General features: G+C 59.7%; 16 protein-coding genes. 2 read left to right on the top strand and 14 right to left on the bottom strand.

The window, feature by feature from the left end:
- Positions 1 to 70 precede the first annotated feature (70 nt).
- Positions 71 to 811 (top strand): CDP-diacylglycerol diphosphatase, encoded by a 741-nt coding sequence (locus FHT73_RS02705; protein WP_183709673.1) that lies wholly within the window; start codon positions 71 to 73, stop codon positions 809 to 811.
- Between the two features lie 21 nt (positions 812 to 832).
- Here the strand turns inward: FHT73_RS02705 and FHT73_RS02700 are convergent, their stop codons facing one another.
- From FHT73_RS02700 to aqpZ, 9 genes are all read right to left on the bottom strand, one after another.
- Positions 833 to 1,465, bottom strand: a complete 633-nt coding sequence (locus FHT73_RS02700; protein ID WP_183709671.1) for a DapH/DapD/GlmU-related protein — start codon at positions 1,463 to 1,465, stop codon at positions 833 to 835.
- 130 nt (positions 1,466 to 1,595) lie between these two features.
- The gene (gene recN, locus FHT73_RS02695; protein ID WP_183709669.1) at positions 1,596 to 3,269 is read right to left on the bottom strand and encodes a DNA repair protein RecN; all 1,674 of its coding nucleotides are present in this window, start codon (positions 3,267 to 3,269) and stop codon (positions 1,596 to 1,598) included.
- 12 nt (positions 3,270 to 3,281) lie between these two features.
- The gene (locus FHT73_RS02690) at positions 3,282 to 4,151 is read right to left on the bottom strand and encodes an outer membrane protein assembly factor BamD (RefSeq protein ID WP_183709668.1); all 870 of its coding nucleotides are present in this window, start codon (positions 4,149 to 4,151) and stop codon (positions 3,282 to 3,284) included.
- A gap of 288 nt (positions 4,152 to 4,439) precedes the next feature.
- Positions 4,440 to 5,396, bottom strand: coding sequence for a UDP-3-O-acyl-N-acetylglucosamine deacetylase (gene lpxC / locus FHT73_RS02685; RefSeq protein WP_112334501.1), 957 nt, complete (start codon positions 5,394 to 5,396; stop codon positions 4,440 to 4,442).
- A gap of 331 nt (positions 5,397 to 5,727) precedes the next feature.
- The gene (gene ftsZ / locus FHT73_RS02680; RefSeq protein ID WP_183709666.1) at positions 5,728 to 7,464 is read right to left on the bottom strand and encodes a cell division protein FtsZ; all 1,737 of its coding nucleotides are present in this window, start codon (positions 7,462 to 7,464) and stop codon (positions 5,728 to 5,730) included.
- A gap of 103 nt (positions 7,465 to 7,567) precedes the next feature.
- Positions 7,568 to 8,899, bottom strand: coding sequence for a cell division protein FtsA (gene ftsA / locus FHT73_RS02675; RefSeq protein WP_069612528.1), 1,332 nt, complete (start codon positions 8,897 to 8,899; stop codon positions 7,568 to 7,570).
- Positions 8,896 to 9,804: a cell division protein FtsQ/DivIB gene (locus FHT73_RS02670; RefSeq protein ID WP_183709664.1), complete on the bottom strand. Its 909-nt coding sequence runs from the start codon at positions 9,802 to 9,804 to the stop codon at positions 8,896 to 8,898. The genes ftsA and FHT73_RS02670 overlap by 4 nt, the downstream gene beginning before the upstream one ends.
- 11 nt (positions 9,805 to 9,815) lie before the next feature.
- Positions 9,816 to 10,742 (bottom strand): D-alanine--D-alanine ligase, encoded by a 927-nt coding sequence (locus tag FHT73_RS02665; protein ID WP_112411687.1) that lies wholly within the window; start codon positions 10,740 to 10,742, stop codon positions 9,816 to 9,818.
- 299 nt (positions 10,743 to 11,041) lie between these two features.
- Positions 11,042 to 11,728 carry an aquaporin Z gene (gene aqpZ, locus FHT73_RS02660; RefSeq protein WP_015340348.1) on the bottom strand — a complete coding sequence of 229 codons (687 nt, stop codon included), beginning with the start codon at positions 11,726 to 11,728 and terminating at the stop codon, positions 11,042 to 11,044.
- Positions 11,729 to 11,983: 255 nt separating this feature from the next.
- On the opposite strand from aqpZ, the gene FHT73_RS02655 reads away from it, so the two are divergent.
- Positions 11,984 to 13,315: an MFS transporter gene (locus tag FHT73_RS02655; protein WP_112605239.1), complete on the top strand. Its 1,332-nt coding sequence runs from the start codon at positions 11,984 to 11,986 to the stop codon at positions 13,313 to 13,315.
- Positions 13,316 to 13,407: 92 nt separating this feature from the next.
- Here FHT73_RS02655 and murB read toward each other — a convergent pair whose 3' ends face one another.
- From murB to murD, 5 genes are all read right to left on the bottom strand, one after another.
- Positions 13,408 to 14,382, bottom strand: coding sequence for a UDP-N-acetylmuramate dehydrogenase (gene murB, locus FHT73_RS02650; protein ID WP_112605236.1), 975 nt, complete (start codon positions 14,380 to 14,382; stop codon positions 13,408 to 13,410).
- Positions 14,379 to 15,794: a UDP-N-acetylmuramate--L-alanine ligase gene (gene murC / locus FHT73_RS02645; RefSeq protein WP_112334491.1), complete on the bottom strand. Its 1,416-nt coding sequence runs from the start codon at positions 15,792 to 15,794 to the stop codon at positions 14,379 to 14,381. The genes murB and murC overlap by 4 nt, the downstream gene beginning before the upstream one ends.
- Positions 15,791 to 16,912 (bottom strand): undecaprenyldiphospho-muramoylpentapeptide beta-N-acetylglucosaminyltransferase, encoded by a 1,122-nt coding sequence (gene murG / locus FHT73_RS02640; protein ID WP_112398975.1) that lies wholly within the window; start codon positions 16,910 to 16,912, stop codon positions 15,791 to 15,793. The genes murC and murG overlap by 4 nt, the downstream gene beginning before the upstream one ends.
- Before the next feature lie 181 nt (positions 16,913 to 17,093).
- On the bottom strand, positions 17,094 to 18,248 hold the full coding sequence (ftsW, locus tag FHT73_RS02635; protein ID WP_015340353.1) for a putative lipid II flippase FtsW: 1,155 nt from the start codon (positions 18,246 to 18,248) through the stop codon (positions 17,094 to 17,096).
- Between the two features lies 1 nt (position 18,249).
- Positions 18,250 to 19,662 (bottom strand): UDP-N-acetylmuramoyl-L-alanine--D-glutamate ligase, encoded by a 1,413-nt coding sequence (gene murD / locus FHT73_RS02630; protein WP_183709662.1) that lies wholly within the window; start codon positions 19,660 to 19,662, stop codon positions 18,250 to 18,252.
- Positions 19,663 to 19,669: the final 7 nt, after the last annotated feature.

The raw sequence follows: 19,669 nt of genomic DNA, 5'->3' as shown, positions 1-19,669 counted from the left end.
TAAGATAAGTTATTATGAGAGCGAGACCTCTGGAAATGATCGGATCGTCAGCAGAAATTCGAAATCACGCATGAAGTATCGTCTTGCCGTTCTCTCCATTTCTCTCATCGGTGCAGTGTTGATTATGAGCTCGTTCGTCAGCCGCTCTGCCTTGGGGCTGGTCGTTAGAGCTTGTGAGATCAACTCCACCCTGACAGGATCGCCATATCCGTGCCTCAAGATAGTGGAGTCGCCGGATCCGCTGTCGTCCTACGTTGTCCTTCGCGAACCGGCTGACAAGGAGCGAACCATTCTTGCGCCCCTCGCCGACGTCCCCGGTATCGAGGACCCTCGCCTTCTGACCGCAGGAGCGCCGAACTACTTTGAGGAAGCGTGGAAAGAGTTATCGGCAATCGATCCGCGTGCAGCGAAGGCTTCGAGACAGAATTTTGCACTGGCGATAAACGCCGCCAGCTGGCGCACGCAAGATCGGCTTCACATTCATATGGGGTGCGAGACACCTCGCTTCAGGGCGCTCTTGAAGGCTCACGTGACGGAGATTGAAAGCGGCCGGTTTACGGACTTGAAGACCCGAGCTGGCTGGTGGGCAACCTTCCATACGGCGGATGACCTCTCGGATTTGAACCCGCTGCAGCTCGTTGCGGATGGCATCGATGGCGCCCGTTCAAATATGGAAAACGTGGTGGTCGGCGTCTTTGGCGCCGTATTGCCCGACGGACAGCGTGGTTTTTATATTCTGGCGAGAATAAACAAAGCACACAAATCCCGCGGGTCCGCGGAGGATATGATCGATCCCAAATGCCGGCTCTGATGCATGTCGAGCAGACGCGGATCAAGACCAGCGCTCGCAAAAGGCCTCAATGTCGCTTGTCTGAAAATCGGCAAGCCGCGCCATGATGGTTTCGAAAGGCCAATCCCACCAAGCGATGGACGCAAGCCTCTCTGCGATGGTTCGCGTAAACCGCTCTCGAATAAATTTGGCGGGAATACCGCCGACAATCGTATAGGGTTCGACGTCTTTGGTGACGACAGCGCCTGCTGCAAGCACCGCACCGTCTCCAACCTTTACGCCCGGCAGAACGATCACGCCGTGACCGATCCAGACGTCATTGCCGATGACAGCGCGATCCTGCTTGCGCCGATCGAAAAACGCATGATCCCGTACGGCGTCCGCCGAGTAATATTCCGGACAATAGGTGAAGCGATGCATGGACGGGCGGTCCATCGGGTGATTGGGAGCGCCGATTCTGACTTCTGCCGCGATGGCGCAGAATTTTCCAATCGTTGAATCACCGACGATGCAGCGCGGCCCGAGATAGGAGAAATCCCCAAGTTCGACCGTGTGCAGAGACGTGTCTTCCAAAATCTCACAGCACATGCCGACGCGCGAATCTCTTATATTCGCCGTCGGGTGGATAACGGTTTCCGCGATTTTGGGGCGATTTGGCTGTGCGATCGAGTGCATTGACGGTCTCCGGATTCTAGCCTGCCTAGCCGGAGACGATGAAGGATATGTGACGCAGGACTGCCGAAAGACCCAGCGAGATGTCCGTGGCAGATCGTCGCCGATATCTGCTCCATGGACAGTCGCGAGATCAGCCGTTGCCGGCCAGCAAGCGTTTGGCGGCCGCTCTCGCCTCTTCGGTCACAGAAGCGCCCGCGAGCATGCGGGCGATTTCCTCGGTGCGATCCTTCGGCTCCATGGTAGCGACGCGCGTGGAAATCTTTTCCGCGCCGTCCGCAACCGGTCCCTTGGAGATCAGGAGATGCGTTGCGGCGCGAGCGGCGACCTGCGGTGCATGAGTGACCGACAGCACCTGCACGCGATCGGACAGACGCTTCAGCCGCTGGCCGATCGCATCCGCTACCGCACCGCCGACGCCGGTGTCGATTTCATCGAATACGAGGGTCGGCGCCGAGCCGCGATCGGCGAGCGCAACCTTCAATGCCAAGAGAAAGCGCGACAGCTCGCCTCCGGAAGCAACCTTGGTGATCGGGCCTGGACGCGTACCGGGGTTGGTCTGAACGTGGAATTCGACGACATCGATACCATCGGCCGTTCCGGCTTCGGGATCGCTTGATATCTCCACCATGAAACGCGCACGCTCGAGCTTCAGGGCCGGCAATTCGGCCATGACGGCCGCGGCAAGCGCCTCGCCTGCCTGCCGGCGCTTCTCCGACAGGCTGCGCGCTGCAACGTCATAATCCGCCTTGGCAGCGGAAAGCTCGGCAGCAAGACGCGCTAGCCGCTCTTCGCCGGCATCGAGATCGGCGAGATCCGAAATCATGCGTGCGGCCAGGGCCGGCAACTCCGTTACCGGCACGGAGTATTTACGCGAGGCGCCTCGCAACGCGAAGAGACGCTCTTCGACCCGCTCCAGTTCGCGCGGATCGTATTCCGTCTTGCGCAGCGCGGCTTCGACCTCCATCTGCGCGTTGGAAAGCTGATCGAGAGCGGCGTCCAGCAATGCGACGGTATCTTCCAGCAGGCCCGGCGCCTCATGGCTCTTGCGCTCCAGCCGGCGCACCAGCGAGGCGATATGCGGCACGGGCGATGCATTGCCGTTGAGAAATTCCGAAGCCTCGGCGATATCTCCAGCGATGCGCTCGGCCTTCATCATCCGCGAGCGCGTCTCGGCAAGCTCGTCCTCCTCGCCATCTTGCGGCGAGAGCTTCCCCAGCTCCTCGACAGAGGCGCGAAGATAGTCGGCCTCGCGGGCAGCCCGCTCCACCTGCTCTCTGTGCTTCCTTAACGTGCGATCGGTATCGCGCCAGATCTTGTAAAGCCTGCCGACTTCCTGTGCCTCATCAGCGAGGCCAGCGAAAGCATCGAGCAAGATGCGGTGCGCATCCGTGTCGACGAGCGCACGGTCATCGTGCTGACCATGAATTTCGACGAGAAGCTGCCCGATCTGGCGCATGAGCTGAACGCTGAGGGCCTGATCGTTGACAAAGGCTTTGGTGCGGCCATCGGCGGATTGAACGCGGCGGAAAATCAAATCGCCGTCATCATCGATGCCGTTTTCGCGCAGGAGCTTGCGGGCCGGATGCTGCGTGCCGACATCGAATACAGCGGTGACCTGGCCGCGCTCTTCGCCATGGCGCACCAGCCCGCCATCGCCACGCCCGCCCAGGGCCAGCGACAGGCTGTCAAGCAGGATGGATTTGCCCGCACCCGTCTCGCCGGTCAAAACCGAAAGCCCGGACTCGAAGGCAAGATCCAGCCGCTCGATCAAAACGATATCGCGGATCGAAAGCTGGATCAGCATCTGCGCTCAATCTCACGTCCCAAGAAGAAGTTTCTTGCCCGCCCTGGAAATCCACGAGCCCGAATTTTCGCTCGGCTCAACGCCGCCCTTCTGCAGCAGCTGATAGGAATCCTTATACCAGCGGCTGTCCGGATAGTTGTGACCGAGAACCGCGGCGGCTGTCTGGGCTTCCGGAACAATACCCATTGCATAATAGGCTTCGACGAGTCGCGCCAGCGCTTCTTCGATCTGGTTCGTCGTCGGATACTGCTCCACCACCACACGGAAGCGGGAAATAGCAGCCAGATAATCCTTGCGCTCCAGATAATAACGGCCGACCTGCATTTCCTTGCCGGCAAGCTGGTCCTTGGCAAAGCGGATCTTTTCCTGAGCGTCGCTGACATATTGCGACTTTGGATAGGTGTTGACGAGCTTGGTCATCGCCTCGATCGTCTGCTGTGCAGCACGCTGGTCCTGCGTCACGTCCACGATCTGCTTGGCATAGGACGAGCCGACCAGATATTGCACGTAGTCGGCATCTTCCGAGCCGGGATATTGCTTGAGATAGGTATTGCCGGTCTGCACCGCGTCGTCATACCGGCCTGTGCGGTATTTCACGAAGGTGCTCATCACCAATGCCTTGCGCGCCCATTCGGAGAAAGGCTGCTGCTGATTGATGGCATCGAACTTCTTGCCGGCCTCCGTCATGTTGCCAGCTTTGATGTTGGCAAGGCCCTGATTGTAGAGCATCTCCGGCGGATCGGTCTCGACACCAAGCTTGGTGATGTCGATATCCTTCTTCGTGTTACACCCTGTCACCACCGCACCGGTACCGGCCAGAAGGAACGATACGAGCAAAGCCCGTGCTGTGATATTCATGCGTTCAGACCTTGCAAAACCCATCGGATGACTGTCCCATAACCGTCGTTGCGGAGACGGCGTTCTCTCTCGCTGGCGTTTCTAGCCGCAAAAACACCATCAGGGCAACGCATTGATGGTGCATTAACGCATTTTTGTGGCAAAGACCGCATATCCGCAGCCTTTAATGCCTGTTTTAACAGGGAATTCTCATATCGGCCCGCGCACGCTGTCCGTCTTGCGAAGGCCAACGGTAAACCGCCTGATTCGCCTGTCAAAAAAAGAGCCGCCCCTTATCGGAGCGGCAGCTTTTCTTATTCAAATTCCGCAGCGTTATGCCGACCAGGGAGCGAACTCTGGCGCGTTAACCGGCACGAATTCGCGGCTGTGAGCGCGCTGGCGCGGAGCCGAAGTTTCGACGACCTCATAGGCGCTGGCATCGCTGAGCAATGCCTTCAGGGCATTCGCGTTCATGCGATGGCCGCCACGGTAAGAGCGGTAGCAGCCGATGAATTGTGCGCCAGCCAGCGCCAGATCGCCGACGGCGTCCAGCGTCTTGTGACGAACGAATTCGTCCTTGGCATAGCGCAGGCCCTCGACGTTGATAACAGTATTGTCATCGGAAATGACGACTGAGTTTTCGAGCGACGAACCCAGCGCATGACCCGATGCCCAGAGGCGTTCGACATCGCGCATGAAGCCGAAGGTACGGGCGCGCGATAGTTCCGTCTTGAAGGTTTCGGCCGTCAGATCGCCCTGCCACTTCTGGCGGCCGATCAGCGGGCATTCGAAATCGATCTCAACTTCGAAGCGCGTGCCGTCATAGGGACGGAACTCGCACCAGGAACCGCCAGCTTCAATCCGCACCGGCTTGATGACGCGGATGTAGCGACGCTTGACACCGAGCGAGACGATACCCGCCTGCTCGATCGCCTCGATGAAAGGATAGGAGCTGCCGTCCATGATCGGCATTTCCGCGCCGGACACCTCGACGACGACGTTATCGAGGCCGATCGCATAGATCGCCGCCATGACGTGCTCGACCGTCGCGACGGAGCGCGCCGGGGAAAAACCGAGAACCGTGCAGAGATCCGTATTGCCGACTTGGGAGGAAACGGCGCGAAGTTCGGTCACATCGCCATTGTCGTGCAGTCGCTGGAAAACGACACCGGTACCGGCTTCGGCGGGATAGAAAGTGATCGACACATTGGCACCGGAATGAACGCCAATACCGGAAAGTGTCACAGGGTTTGCAATGGTGGTCTGAAAACCAAGCAATCCAATTGCCATGTAATTCTGCCTTCGTCTGTCTGATCCAGGCTGGGCGGTCATCTTCGGACGCTTACCCTTTATTGCCGGTTCAGTCTGTTAACTATGCCACGCACATCACATACATTCGTCTCCGAATGTGATTCAGCGGGCTTGCTTGATATCTACATACGCGTCGAGACACCGCATTCCAAATCACTGTTTCTTTCGTTTTGTTACGAAAGCAGCCAATTGAATTCATTGGATAATTTTAAATAAGAACAATGGTTATAAAATAAGAAAATCCGGAGCCTTTCGGCCCCGGATTTCCTCAATATGGTTAGCAACCTATTAAAGGGCTGCCTGTTGCGAGTCAGTTCGACTGCCGGCGCAGGAAGGCCGGAATCTCGAGCTGATCGTCCTCATGGCTTGCCATTCGCGCCTGCGGGACTGGGCGGCCATGATCGTCAAGATTGCCGCGACGCGGAGCGTAGAGGCTTGCTTCCTGCGACGGAGCACGACGCTGCTGCGGAGCGGCATTGTTCGTAGAAGCCATCATGTCGTCGAAAGCGGGATCTTCTTCGCGGCGGCCGAGCGAATTGGTGATTCGCTTCAGCAGCCCCATCGGGCCGCGCTCTTCGGTCGCCTGGGCAGCGGCCGGCTGGGTACGATGTTCCATTTCAGCCTTAACGACCGGCGGGAAATCCTCGACCTTCGGCATGCGGACCTGCTCGGGAGCCTGACGGATGACCGGCTGCTGATGCATGACCGGCGCCTGCGGCTGTGGCTGAACCGGGGCCTGACGGACCGGCTGAGGCTCCGGAGCGGCTGCGAAGATGCGGCTCTGCGGACGGAAGTTATCTTCCGGCGCTGCGGCTTGCTGCATGACCGGCTGCTGCGGCGCCTGAGCCTGCCGGCTCATCTGGAATTCCAGTTCGCGCTCCAGATCGGCTTCTGCCGCACGAATGGTCTGAGCGACCGGATCCACGGTACGAGGAGCCGGAGCGGCGGCCTGTGCGGTTTGGGCCTGCGAGACGTGGGCAGGCTGAACTGCGGCCGCTGCCGGAGCGGCGGCCGCGGAAGGACGCATAGCAGGCTTTGCGGCCGGGCGGAATTCCATGCCCCTGTCGGAAGCCTCGTTCATCGCGCGATCGATACCGGTTGCGACGACAGAAACGCGGATGATGCCTTCAAGCGATTCGTCGAAGGTGGCGCCGAGGATGATGTTGGCGTCGGGATCGACTTCTTCGCGGATGCGGGTTGCGGCTTCGTCGACTTCGAACAAGGTGAGATCGCGACCGCCCGTGATCGAGATCAGCAGGCCCTGTGCGCCCTTCATCGAGGTTTCGTCGAGCAGCGGGTTGGCAATCGCAGCTTCAGCAGCCTGCATTGCACGGCCCTGGCCAGAAGCCTCGCCGGTACCCATCATGGCGCGACCCATTTCGCGCATGACCGAACGGACGTCGGCGAAGTCGAGGTTGATGAGACCTTCCTTCACCATCAGGTCGGTGATGCAAGCGACGCCCGAATAGAGAACTTGGTCGGCCATCGAGAACGCGTCGGCGAAAGTCGTCTTGTCGTTGGCGATGCGAAACAGATTCTGGTTCGGAATGACGATCAGCGTGTCGACCGACTTCTGCAGTTCCTGGATGCCCTGCTCGGCGAGACGCATGCGGCGGCCGCCTTCGAAGTGGAACGGCTTGGTGACGACGCCAACGGTCAGGATGCCCTTGTTGCGAGCGGCCTGTGCGACAACGGGAGCGGCACCCGTGCCCGTACCGCCGCCCATGCCGGCGGTGACGAAGCACATATGCGTGCCGTTCAGGTGATCGATGATTTCATCGATGCATTCTTCCGCAGCTGCACGGCCGACTTCCGGCTGCGAGCCTGCGCCGAGACCTTCCGTGACATTGACGCCGAGCTGGATGATCCGCTCCGCCTTCGTCATGGTCAGTGCCTGAGCATCCGTGTTGGCGACGACGAAATCGACGCCCTGCAAGCCTGCCGTGATCATGTTATTGACGGCATTGCCGCCACCGCCACCAACACCGAACACGGTGATTCGCGGCTTAAGCTCGGTGATATCTGGCTTATGCAGCTTGATAGTCATTGTACCCGTTCCTTCTCTTTATGGCCGCATCGCCACGCCGGCCAATTCACTCGATTTCACTTGCCTGACGCTTGCCCCGGAATGGATTTCCGGGATCAGGCACTCAAAAACTCTCTTTCAGCCATTGGCCGACGCGGCCGATCCGGCTGTTATTGCCTCCAAACGACGAGAGCAGACCGCTGCTCGGCGCATGTGTTTCCATGTCTGCGACCTGCGGATAGATCATCAGACCGACCGCGGTCGAAAAAGCCGGACCCTTGGCTGCCGTCGGCAAACCAGACACGCCCATCGGACGACCGATGCGGACATTGCGGGCAAGAACACGGCGCGCCACATCGGGCAAACCGGTCAGCTGGCTCGCGCCGCCCGTCAGGACGACGCGCTTGCCGACGATCGGGCTGAAGCCCGAACGCTGGATGCGATCGCGAATGAGCTCGAGGGTTTCCTCGATGCGAGCCTTGACGATGCGCGACACCAGCGCCTTCGGCACCTGTGTCGGCTGGTCACGCTCGTCTTCGCCGATCGGCGGGATGGAAATCAGTTCACGCTCTTCCGAAGAATTCGCGAGCGCCGAAGCATGGACGACCTTCAAGCGCTCCGCATCCTCGATGCGGGTGGAAAGGCCGCGAGCAAGATCGGTGGTGACATGATGGCCGCCAAGGCTGACGGCATCGGTGTGCACCAGCTTGCCCTCGGCAAAAACCGAAATCGTCGTCGTGCCGCCGCCCATGTCGATCGCAGCGCAGCCGAGTTCGACTTCATCGTCGACGAGGGCTGCAAGACCGCTGGCGTAAGGTGTTGCCACCATGCCTTCGACCGAGAGATGCGCGCGATTGATGCAGAGCTCGAGGTTGCGAAGCGCCGCGCGCTCGGCTGTCACCACATGCATGTCGACGCCAAGAGCGTCGCCGAACATGGCCAGCGGATCGCGAATGCCGCGCTCGCCGTCAAGGGAATAGCCCGTCGCCAACGAATGCAGCACGGCGCGCTCCTGGCGGATCGACTGCTGGCAGGCTGCAGCCAGAACCTTCTTGAGATCGTTGGCTTCGACTTCCTGACCGCCGAGATCGATGGTCGCGGTGTAGATATCGCTGCCGAGACGGCCAGCCGAAACATTGACGATCAGGCTGTCAACCGTGAGGCCGGCCATGCGCTCGGCGGCATCGACGGCAAGCCGGACGACACCTTCCAAGGCGTCGAGATCGGCGATCACACCGGTCTTGATGCCGCGTGAGCGCTGATGGCCGATACCGATGATCTCGATATTGTGCGTGCGGTTCGGGAGAACCTGGCTCTCCTCGCGCGGCGTCAGGCGACCGATCATGCAAACGACCTTCGTCGAGCCGATGTCGAGGACCGAGACGATATGCGACCGCTTCGAAGAGAGCGGCTTCAACCGAGGCAGGCCGAAATGGGACGAACCAAATAAGCTCATGTATCCTGACCTGCTTTCTTCAAAGCCTTGTTTCTTGCATCGACTGCGGCCTGGCGACGAACTGCGGCATCCGGAGTTAATTCAATGGCGGTACGGTCATCGATCCGGAGATCGACGGCAGCGATATCGCGCTGCAAAAGATTTTGATCCTTGTCGAGCTTGGTCAGCCGCGCCAGCGCGCCATCGATATCGTCTTCCGGCAATTTGATGATCACGCCGTTGTCCAGATAGAGATCCCAGCGGCGACCGGCGACACGCACGAAAGCCTTCACATGGCTGCGAATTTCGGGCCACTTCGCAAACTGGTCGTCGATGGAGGCGGCTGCGGTTTCGGCATCACGACCGACGAAGAGCGGCAGCTTTGCAAACTTGTTGTCGCGCAGCGGCGCAATCACGCTGCCATCCTTCTCGATCAGCGAAAGCTCCGAACCGTGCTGCCAGATGGCATAGGCCTTGCGCTCCTTGAGCTTCACTTCGACGGCCTTCGGATAGACCTTACGAACCTCGACGTCCTGAACCCACGGCAGATTCGCAATCTTCAGGCGGGCCGCATCGGCATTGAGAGCGACGAGCGAGGTCGTACCATCAAGACCGAGCAGCTGCAGGATCTCGATTTCGGAGGTCTCGTCGTTGCCGGAGACCTTCACATCTTCGATAGCAAAACCGGCAGCGGAGGTCGTCGCTTCGGCGACAGCCTGAGTGTGACCGCCAACGGACATGCCATAAAGGCCAGTCGCCGCGAGGAGAACGAGGGTCGAGACAGTTCCCGTGTGAGCGGGGATGTTAATGCGACCCGAACCGAGACTGACCAGGAAGCGAACGGCGCGACGCAGCGGACGCGGAAGGACGAACGCATCCTCAACCTCGTCGATGGCGAGCGGGACGCGATGACGGGACCGCCTCATATTTTTGACCGTCAGCGCAAACACGACGCGTCCTCCACCATCCACCGGAGAAATTCACCAAAAGAGTAGCCGGCATGAGCGGCCATTTCAGGCACCAGGGAGGTAGGAGTCATGCCGGGCTGGGTGTTGATCTCCAACCAGACAAGTTCGCCCTCTTCGGAAAAGCGATCGTCAAAACGGAAGTCAGATCGACTAACGCCGCGGCAGCCGATAGCTTCATGCGCCCTTAACGATAATGTTTGTATCTTTTGGTAAAGATTCGGTGAAATTTCCGCCGGCAAGACATGTTTTGACCCACCCTTGGCATACTTGGCGTCATAATCATAGAAGCTGTGGCCGAGCGGCACGATTTCAGTCACGCCGAGAACCTTGCCGTCCATGACGCCGCAGGTCAGTTCGCGCCCGTAAATATAACGCTCGACCAGAACCTCATCGCCATAACGCCATTCGGCAGAAGTAACAATCTGCGGCGGATGCGCCTGATCTTCCTTGACGATAACGACACCGAAGCTCGAACCTTCGCGCACAGGCTTGACGACATAGGGTGGCTTCATCGGGTGTTCGCCAACAATGGCGAAACGATCCATGACGATCGAACTGGCGACCGGGACACCCGCAGCAGCGGCGACAGTCTTCGCGCGCGACTTATCCATCGCAAGCGCTGAGGCAAGCACGCCGGAATGCGTATAGGGAATCTGCAGATATTCCAGAATGCCCTGGATGGTACCGTCTTCACCGAAAGGGCCATGCAATGCATTGAAAACCACATCGGGCTTCAACTCAGTTAACCGACTGGCAACGTCATGATCGACATCGACACGGGTAACCTGAAAGCCTTCCGCTTCAAGGGCATCGGCGCATGCCTTTCCTGAGGAAAGGCTGACCGGCCTCTCCGAGGAAAATCCGCCCAAAAGGACAGCCACATGCTTGCCACCCATCAATACCCCCGACTCCACGGTCTCTAACTGCGTTTGCAGGGCCTCGCCTAACCGCGATTCTCGCCCCGCTTTCAATAGGTCGATTAGAACGACATTAAGGTTAATGAAGCGTTTACTTTCGTTAACTTTCCGCCGTCCTGGCGATGGCCGAATGGTTCGAATCAAACCGACTTAAAGAATTCTGCCATTGGAATCATGGAGTTGCTACTTTTGAAATCGCTACATTTAGATTTTTTTAAACCATGAGCCCCGCATCGAGGGATCGATGCGGGGCTCAAGGCTTTTAAATGAGGCTGAAATCACTCGCTGTCGTCGACCAGCTTCCAGACGAGTCCGCCCAACGCTCCGCCGACGATGGGCGCGACCCAAAACAGCCAAAGCTGCTGCAGAGCCCAACCGCCGACGAATATGGCCTGCCCCGTCGAGCGGGCCGGATTGACCGACGTATTGGTGATCGGAATCGAGATCAGATGGATTAGCGTCAGCGCCAAGCCGATGGCGATCGGCGCGAAGCCGGCCGGCACCTTGCTGCTCGTCGAACCCAGAATCACGACCAGGAAGAACAGCGTCAGCACGATCTCGGCAACCAATGCCGACACCATGGAATAGCCGCCGGGAGAATGTTCCCCATAGCCGTTCGCCGCAAAGCCACCGAGCTGGAAATCGGCCTTGCCGCTTGCGATCAGATAGAGCACGGCCGCCGCGACAACGGCGCCGATGACCTGCGCTATAATATAGGGAACGAGCTGCCCGCCGGGAAAGCGGCCAGCCACCGTCAGGCCGACCGAAACGGCCGGATTGAAGTGCCCTCCTGATATGCCGCCGACGGCAAAAGCCATGGTCAGCACAGTCAGACCGAAAGCAAAGGCAACGCCTAGAAAACCAATACCGAGGCTCGGAAAGGCTGCTGCGAAGATCGCACTACCGCAGCCGCCGAAAACGAGCCAAAACGTCCCAAGAAACTCAGCGATGAGTTTTTTCTGCATGAAACCCTTCTCCTCAGCCCGCAATCCAAGCGAGAATCGGCCATTGGTGAAAAAGATTCCGGTAAGGACTCGCCGGAGCACGCCTCTCCAATAACAAACGCCCGACTGATTGCTCACGAATCAACAATTACGTCAAAATAGTAGCACGCAACCGCTGATTTCTTGCGCAGTTAACGTTTGCGTTGAACAAAAATTACGCTAAGGACAATTTTTATCCGCTAAGCGCGCCTTAGCATCCTCTGAAATGGTGGGAACATGACTGACGCGATATCTCCTTTATCGCCGACCCCCTCGTCATCGAACAATGCTGTTGCGAATTCCCCGGCACGTGTTCTGATCGCGAGCCTCATCGGCACAACGATCGAATTTTTCGATTTCTATGTTTATGCAACGGCGGCGGTTATCGTCTTCCCGAAGCTGTTTTTCCCGGCAAGCGACCCGACGTCCGCCACCCTGCAGTCCTTCGCGACCTTTTCCATCGCCTTCTTCGCGCGCCCGATCGGCGCGATGATCTTCGGCCATTTCGGCGATCGAATCGGCCGCAAGGCGACACTGGTCGCGGCTCTGATGACCATGGGCCTCTCAACCGTCGTGATCGGTATGCTGCCGACTTATGAGTCGATTGGTGTTCTCGCACCGATTCTGCTGGCGCTTTGCCGCCTCGGTCAGGGCCTTGGCCTTGGCGGCGAATGGGGCGGCGCCGTCTTGCTCGCGACGGAAAATGCACCTGAGGGCAAGCGCAGCTGGTATGCCATGTTCCCGCAGCTCGGCGCACCGATCGGCTTTATCCTTTCGGCAGGTCTATTCCTGATTCTGCGCGAAACCATGGCCGATACGGATTTCCTCAACTATGGCTGGCGCGTCCCCTTCCTGATCAGCATCCTGCTGGTGGCCGTCGGCCTTTACGTCCGCCTGAAGATCACCGAAACACCGGAGTTCCAGCGTGCCATCGAGAAGGAAGAGCGCGTTTCCGTTCCGATCGCGGTCATCTTCCGTTCGCACTTCCGCAGCCTGATCCTCGGCACCATCATCGCGGTGGCGACCTTCGTGCTGTTCTATCTGATGACGGCATTCACACTGAGCTGGGGCACCCGCCCACCAGGCAACGGTCCGCTTCCGGCCGGCCTCGGCTACTCGCAGGGCCAGTTCCTGGTCGTTCAGCTCGTCGGCGTCGTCTTCTTTGGCCTGATGATCCCGGTCTCTGGCCTCCTGTCCGACCGCTATTCCCGCCGCCTCGTCCTCATCCTGACGACGATCGGCATCCTCATCTTCGGCCTGTTCTACTCGTCGCTGCTGACGGCTGGCCTTGCCGGTGCCTTCGCCTGCTCGATCATCGGTCTTGCCCTGATGGGCTTTACCTATGGCCCCATCGGCGCGGCTCTGGCGGCACCCTTCCCGACCACGGTGCGCTATACAGGCGCTTCGATGACCTTCAATCTCGGCGGGATCGTCGGTGCGTCCCTGGCACCCTACATTGCCACATCGCTCGCGACCAACTACGGCCTTGTCTATGTCGGCTACTACCTCGCCGGCGCAGCAGTGCTCTCCCTGATCGGCATCCTGCTCTCGGGCAATGATGAAGTCTGAGAAAACAGGTATAACCAATTGAAAAGGCCGGGTGAAAACCCGGCCTTTTTGCTGAATCATTTTATGAAGACGGCACCAATTGCAGTCGGGACCTACTCGGTAGTCACACCCTGGAACGGGCGGACCTCCCGACCCGGCATGAAGTTTCCGAGGCGCTTGATTTCCCACTCCAGCTTGATGCCGGATTTTTCAAAAACCTCGCGGCGCACCTGCTCGCCGAGATATTCCAGATCGTAGCCCGTCGCCTGCTCCATGTTGATCATGAAGTTGCAATGCAGCGACGACATCTGCGCACCACCGATGACCAGGCCACGGCAGCCCGCCTCGTCGATCAGCTTCCAGGCGGAGAAACCATCCGGATTCTTGAAGGTTGAGCCGCCGGTCTTCTCGCGGATCGGCTGCACCGTTTCGCGATGAGCCCGCACGGCATCCATCTCGGTGCGGATCTTGGCGCGATCCTCCGGATATCCCTCGAAGAGGACATGGGTAAAGATCAGATCCTCAGACGCATCGGAATGGCGGTAGCTATAACCCATCTCGGCATTGGTCAGGACATGCTTGTTGCCCTTGCGGTCGACCGCGTGCACTTCGATGACGCGCTCACGGGTTTCGGCACCATTGGCGCCTGCATTCATCCGTGCAGCACCACCGATGCTCCCGGGAATACCGTAATAGAAATGGAAACCGCCGATGCTGTTATCCATCGCCATGGCTGCGACATGCTTGTCGGGGCAGATCGCACCGGCCAGAATGCGGTTCTCGCCGGCAAGCTCGACTGAACCGAAGCCCTTGGCCGAAAGCCTGAGGACGACACCCGGAATGCCGCCGTCACGCACCAATATGTTCGAACCGACGCCAACGACCGTCAGCGGCACGTCTTCCGGCAAGATCTTCAGGAACGCAACGAGATCGTCCGTATCATGCGGCTGGAACATCAGTTCAGCCAACCCGCCGGCACGGAACCACGTCACGCGATCCATCGGAGCGTCCGGCGTCAGCCGTCCCCTGATGTCCTTTACACCGTCGCCAAGCGACGTCAGAAGCTTTTCCCCATCTACTTGTTTCATGCGGACTTACCCGAGAGGCCTTCCAATTCCTTTGGCAATGATGCTGCCCAATATGTGATGCTACCAGCCCCCAACAGAACCACAAAATCCCCTGGCTGCGCAATCTCCGCAACCATGGCGGCAAGATCTTCCTGTGATTGCAGAAAGCGTGCATCGCGATGACCGCTGGCTTTGATACGCGAAACCAGCGTTTGCGAATCCACGCCCTCGATCGGCTCTTCGCCAGCGGCATAGACAGGAGCCAGGAAGATGCTGTCGGCATCGTTGAAGCAGGCTGCAAATTCCTCGAAGAGGCTCGAAAGGCGCGTATAGCGATGCGGCTGGTGGACGGCGATGATGCGGCCCTTGCAGGCTTCGCGCGCCGCCTTCAATACCGCCTTGATTTCGACGGGGTGATGGCCGTAATCGTCGAAGACCTTGACCCCGTTCCATTCGCCGGTCAGCGTGAAGCGGCGCTTGACGCCACCGAAGGATGCGAGCCCCTTGGCGATCGCTTCGCTGGAAATCCCCAGCCGGTTAGCAACAGCAACGGCAGCCGTCGCATTGGAAATATTGTGGCGGCCCGGCATCGGCATGACGAGATCCTTGATCTGGATCACCTTGCCGGTGCGGCGTCTGCGGATTTCGATATCGAACAGCGAACGCGTGCCATCGATCCGTACATTCGAGAAGCGCACGTCGGCCTGCGGGTTCTCACCATAGGTGATGACCTTGCGGTCCTCGATGCGGCCAACCAGCGACTGCACCTCCGGATGGTCGATGCACATGACGCCGAAACCGTAGAACGGCACATTCTCGACGAACTGCCGGAAGGCGGCACGGACAGCATCGAAATTGCCGTAATGGTCAAGATGTTCGGGATCGATATTGGTGACGACAGCGACATCGGCCGGCAGCTTCAGGAAGGTGCCGTCCGATTCATCGGCCTCGACCACCATCCACTCACCCTCGCCCATGCGCGCATTGGTGCCGTAGGCATTGATGATGCCGCCGTTAATGACTGTAGGATCAAGACCACCGGCCTCCAAAAGCGTCGCCACCAGCGACGTCGTCGTGGTCTTGCCATGCGTGCCACCGATGGCGATGGCGTTGCGGAAGCGCATCAGCTCCGCGAGCATTTCGGCACGGCGCACGACCGGCAGCAGCTTTTCACGCGCAGCCACGAGCTCCGGATTGCTCTTCTTGATGGCCGTGGAGACAACGACGACTTCGGCATCGCCGAGGTTCTCAGCCTTGTGGCCGATATGGACCGGAATGCCCTTATCGCGCAGACGCTGCACGTTGGCGCTTTCCGATTGATCGGAACCCTGTACGCGATGGCCGAGGTTATGCAGAACCTCGGCGATACCGCTCATTCCGATGCCACCAATACCGATAAAATGCACAAGGCCGATTGCCTTCGGCAGCTTCATGCGCCTGCCCCCTTGAATTGCTGAATTGAACGTCCCGCGGCAATAGCCTCAACCATGTCGGCAAGCAAGTTTGCCGCATCCGGTTTGCCCGCCTGCTTGGCTGATGCCGCCATCTTTGCAAGCTTTTCCGGCATGGTCATGGCACCGCGCAGGATGGTGGAAAGTTTCTCCGGCGTCAGTTCCGACTGCGCGATGACCTTGACGCCGCCGGTTGCCGCGAGTGCAGCCGCATTGGCTGCCTGGTCGTGATCGAGCGCATGCGGATAGGGAACCAGGATCGCCGGGCGCCCGATGACGGCAAGCTCCGAAACCGTGGAGGCGCCGGAGCGGCAGAGAACCAGATGCGCAGCACCGATGCGCTCCGCCATGTCGTTGAAGAACGGCGCGACATCGGCGCCCATCTCAAGCTTTCTCGTGCAGCTATTGACCGTCTCCATATCCTCAGGGCGCACCTGCTGCGTGATCCGCAGGCGCTTGCGCAGCGGCTCCTCAAGCAGGCTGATAGCTGTCGGCACGGCCTTCGAGAAATATTGTGCGCCCTGGCTGCCGCCGAACACGACGAGGTTAAACGGATCTTCCGGACCAGATGGCACATACGGACGCTTGGCCGCCTCGATGACGGCCGGACGCACGGGATTGCCCGTGGTCACCGTCTTCTCGGCAAACGCGCCGTTTTCCGTGAGGAAGCCGCCGGCAATCGCACGCACGCGCGTCGCCAGCATCTTGTTGGCGCGGCCCATGACCGCATTCTGTTCATGCAGCATGGATGGTACGCCCATACGCGTCGCCGCGAGAAGCGGCGGAACCGTCGGATAGCCACCGAAGCCGACGACGCAGACGGGCTTAATGCGCTGGATCAGCTTGCGCGCTGCGCGCATGCCGGTCCACAGCGTCCAGAGTGCTTGCGCGACCTTAACGGGGTTCTTCGAACCGATCGTTGCCGAGGGCACGACGTGGATCTCGTCGGCCGGGAATTTGCCGGCATAGCGTTCGGCACGGCTGTCGGTGACGAGGTGCACGGAATAGCCGCGCTCTTTCAGCTTATAGGCCAGCGCTTCGGCCGGAAATACGTGGCCGCCGGTACCGCCGGCGGCAAGAAGGACAATGCCTTTACTCATAATTTTCGCTCCCGCGAATACCCCACTACTCGGGGCATCTCCCTAATATAGGAAGCCGCACCGACCGCGTCATCGGCGCGGGCCAAGCCCCCCTCATAGACCGGTGCTTCGGGAAAAGCGACCGGAGAATGAGCGGCAGGCAGGAGATATGAGGAGCAGATGGCCGGTAGTCCCAAGACGCTCACTCCGCCGGCAAACCGTGCGTTACGCGGAACATTGTCCGATCCTGCGCACGCTTTTCCGGCCTATGACGCGTCAGCGCCAGAATGAAGCCCGCCGTCACGCAGATCGCGGTCATCGACGAACCGCCGTAAGAAATCAGCGGCAGCGTCATGCCCTTGGCCGGCAGAAGCTGCAGGTTCACGCCGATGTTGATGATCGACTGGATGCCGATCTGCAGTACCAGACCGGCGACGGCAAAACGGTTGAAATCGTTCTTCTCCTTGTAGGCATGCGACAGGCCGCGCAGCACGAGGAAGGCGAAGATCAGCACGAGCACCATGCAGAAGATGGCGCCGAACTCTTCAGCCGCGACCGAAAAGATGAAGTCGGTATGGGCGTCCGGAATGATGCGCTTGACGGTGCCCTCGCCCGGGCCGACGCCGAACCAGGTGCCATGAACGATCGCTTCCTTGGCGGTGTCAACCTGAAACGTATCGCCCTCACCGGTCAGGAACTTGTTCACGCGCTGGGCGACGTGATCGAACACATAATAAGCGGTGACGAAACCGCCCGCGCCAAGACCGCCGAGCACGATGATCCACAGCCAAGGCATGCCGGCCATGAAGAACATGCCGCCCCAGACGGCGGTCGTCAGGATGGTCTGGCCAAGGTCGGGCTGGGCGACGAGCAAGGCGACGACGATGCCGAAAAGAATGATGGCGAAGAGATTGCCGGGAATCTCCGGCTGGCGCGCATGTTCGGAAAACAGCCAGGCGCAGACGACGACGAAAGCCGGCTTCATGAATTCCGAAGGCTGGATCGACAAGGCGGCGATATTGACCCAGCGCCGCGAGCCTTTGACCTCGATGCCGAAGAAAAGCGCGAAAAGCATCATGGCCAGCGACACGATCAGCAGGATGACGGCGGTCCTTCGCACCTGTCGGGGCGTCATGAAGGAAATGCCGATCATCGCCGCGATCGCCGGGACGAGGAACAGGGCGTGGCGCTTGACGAAGTGGAACGGCTCAAGCCCGATGCGCTCCGCCACCGCCGGCGAAGCCGCGAAGGACAGCATGAAGCCGATGCCGATCAAGAGGATGAAAAGGGCGAGAAACACGCGGTCGATGGTCCAGAACCATTCGGCCAAGGCCCCACGTTCAACGCGGCTTACCATATCATTTGCCTCCAGTTGCTGAACCGATCAGCATGGTGACGCCATCGATAGCAGCGACATGGCTGACGAAGGCGTCGCCCCTGACCTCGAAATTCTTATACTGATCGAAGCTTGCGCAGGCCGGTGACAGCATCACCGCCGCAGACTCGTGCTCATCCCTGTCAGCGTCCGCGGCAGCATGTGCCACAGCGCGTTCCAGTGTGCCGGAAATTTCATAAGGCACCTGATCGCCGAGCGTCGCCGCAAAGGCGGGCGCCGCTTCACCGATCAGATAGGCCTTGGCGATACGCGGGAAGAGCGGCGCCAGACTGGTGATGCCACCCTCCTTCGGCAGGCCGCCGGCGATCCAGTAGATATTCTCGTAGCTCGAAAGCGCGGGAGCTGCTGCATCGGCATTCGTCGCCTTCGAATCGTTGACGAAGACGACACGCCCGCGCTTTCCAACGGGTTGCATGCGATGCTTGAGTCCTGGGAAGGATTTCAGACCAGCGCGAATTTCCTCCGCGGAAACGCCGACAGAGAGGCAAGCGGCAATTGCAGCCGCCGCATTCTGTGCATTATGGCCGCCGCGCAGCGTTTGAATACCGTCGAGATCGGCGATCTCGCTTGCCGCACCATTCGATGCCCGCAGGATGCGGCTACCTTCAGCATAGAGGCCATCCGCCAATGCGTGCCGGCGCGAAATTCGTGTGACCTTGCCGCCGGCTCGCTCGATGCGGTCGGCGATCAGGGAGGAATGGCTGTCGTCGACACCGACGACGGCGACGTCACTGCCCGCGACAAGCCGCTCTTTGATGTCGGCATAATGCTGCATCGTGCCATGCCGATCGAGATGATCGGGTGTCAGGTTCAAGAGAATGCCCGCCGAAGGATCGAGCGTCGGCGCCAGATCGATCTGGTAGGAGGAGCATTCAACAACGTAGAAACGTCCGGCCTTCGGCGGATCGAGCGTCAGCACCGCCGTACCGATATTGCCGCCGAGCTGTGTGTCGCGACCGCTTGATTGCAGGATATGAGCGATCAGCGCGGTCGTCGTCGATTTGCCATTCGTCCCGGTGATGGCGATAAAAGGGCAATCCGGCGCGTGCGCCCGCCGCTCCCTGACGAAAAGCTCCACGTCGCCTATGATCTCGACGCCGGCTGCATGAGCGAGATCGACGGTCCAGTGTGGCTTTGGATGCGTCAGCGGCACGCCGGGCGACAAAACGAAGACCGACAGGCCGTTCCAGTCGATCGTTCTCAGATCCGCGACCGCTATCCCTTCGGCAGCCGCCTTCGCCTCGCTGTCCGGATTATCGTCCCAGGCCGTGACATCGGCGCCGCCTGCAACGAGAGCGCGCGCCGTGGCAAAGCCGGAGCCGCCGAGGCCGAAGAGAGCGACCTTCTTTCCGTTCAGCGTGGAGATAGGAATCATCGACGCC

The organism is Rhizobium sp. BK098, from assembly GCF_014193155.1.
Classification (GTDB): Bacteria; Pseudomonadota; Alphaproteobacteria; order Rhizobiales; family Rhizobiaceae; genus Rhizobium.
Note: the sequence above shows the minus strand (reverse complement) of the source record. Positions and strands in the feature narration are given on the sequence as shown.

Coding starts and splice junctions, on each gene's coding strand:
- FHT73_RS02705 (WP_183709673.1), top strand. CDS start 71: ATGAAGTATCGTCTTGCCGTTCTCTCCATTTCTCTCATCGGTGCAGTG.
- FHT73_RS02700 (WP_183709671.1), bottom strand. CDS start 1,465: ATGCACTCGATCGCACAGCCAAATCGCCCCAAAATCGCGGAAACCGTT.
- recN (WP_183709669.1), bottom strand. CDS start 3,269: ATGCTGATCCAGCTTTCGATCCGCGATATCGTTTTGATCGAGCGGCTG.
- FHT73_RS02690 (WP_183709668.1), bottom strand. CDS start 4,151: ATGGGTTTTGCAAGGTCTGAACGCATGAATATCACAGCACGGGCTTTG.
- lpxC (WP_112334501.1), bottom strand. CDS start 5,396: ATGGCAATTGGATTGCTTGGTTTTCAGACCACCATTGCAAACCCTGTG.
- ftsZ (WP_183709666.1), bottom strand. CDS start 7,464: ATGACTATCAAGCTGCATAAGCCAGATATCACCGAGCTTAAGCCGCGA.
- ftsA (WP_069612528.1), bottom strand. CDS start 8,899: ATGAGCTTATTTGGTTCGTCCCATTTCGGCCTGCCTCGGTTGAAGCCG.
- FHT73_RS02670 (WP_183709664.1), bottom strand. CDS start 9,804: ATGAGGCGGTCCCGTCATCGCGTCCCGCTCGCCATCGACGAGGTTGAG.
- FHT73_RS02665 (WP_112411687.1), bottom strand. CDS start 10,742: ATGGGTGGCAAGCATGTGGCTGTCCTTTTGGGCGGATTTTCCTCGGAG.
- aqpZ (WP_015340348.1), bottom strand. CDS start 11,728: ATGCAGAAAAAACTCATCGCTGAGTTTCTTGGGACGTTTTGGCTCGTT.
- FHT73_RS02655 (WP_112605239.1), top strand. CDS start 11,984: ATGACTGACGCGATATCTCCTTTATCGCCGACCCCCTCGTCATCGAAC.
- murB (WP_112605236.1), bottom strand. CDS start 14,382: ATGAAACAAGTAGATGGGGAAAAGCTTCTGACGTCGCTTGGCGACGGT.
- murC (WP_112334491.1), bottom strand. CDS start 15,794: ATGAAGCTGCCGAAGGCAATCGGCCTTGTGCATTTTATCGGTATTGGT.
- murG (WP_112398975.1), bottom strand. CDS start 16,912: ATGAGTAAAGGCATTGTCCTTCTTGCCGCCGGCGGTACCGGCGGCCAC.
- ftsW (WP_015340353.1), bottom strand. CDS start 18,248: ATGGTAAGCCGCGTTGAACGTGGGGCCTTGGCCGAATGGTTCTGGACC.
- murD (WP_183709662.1), bottom strand. CDS start 19,662: ATGATTCCTATCTCCACGCTGAACGGAAAGAAGGTCGCTCTCTTCGGC.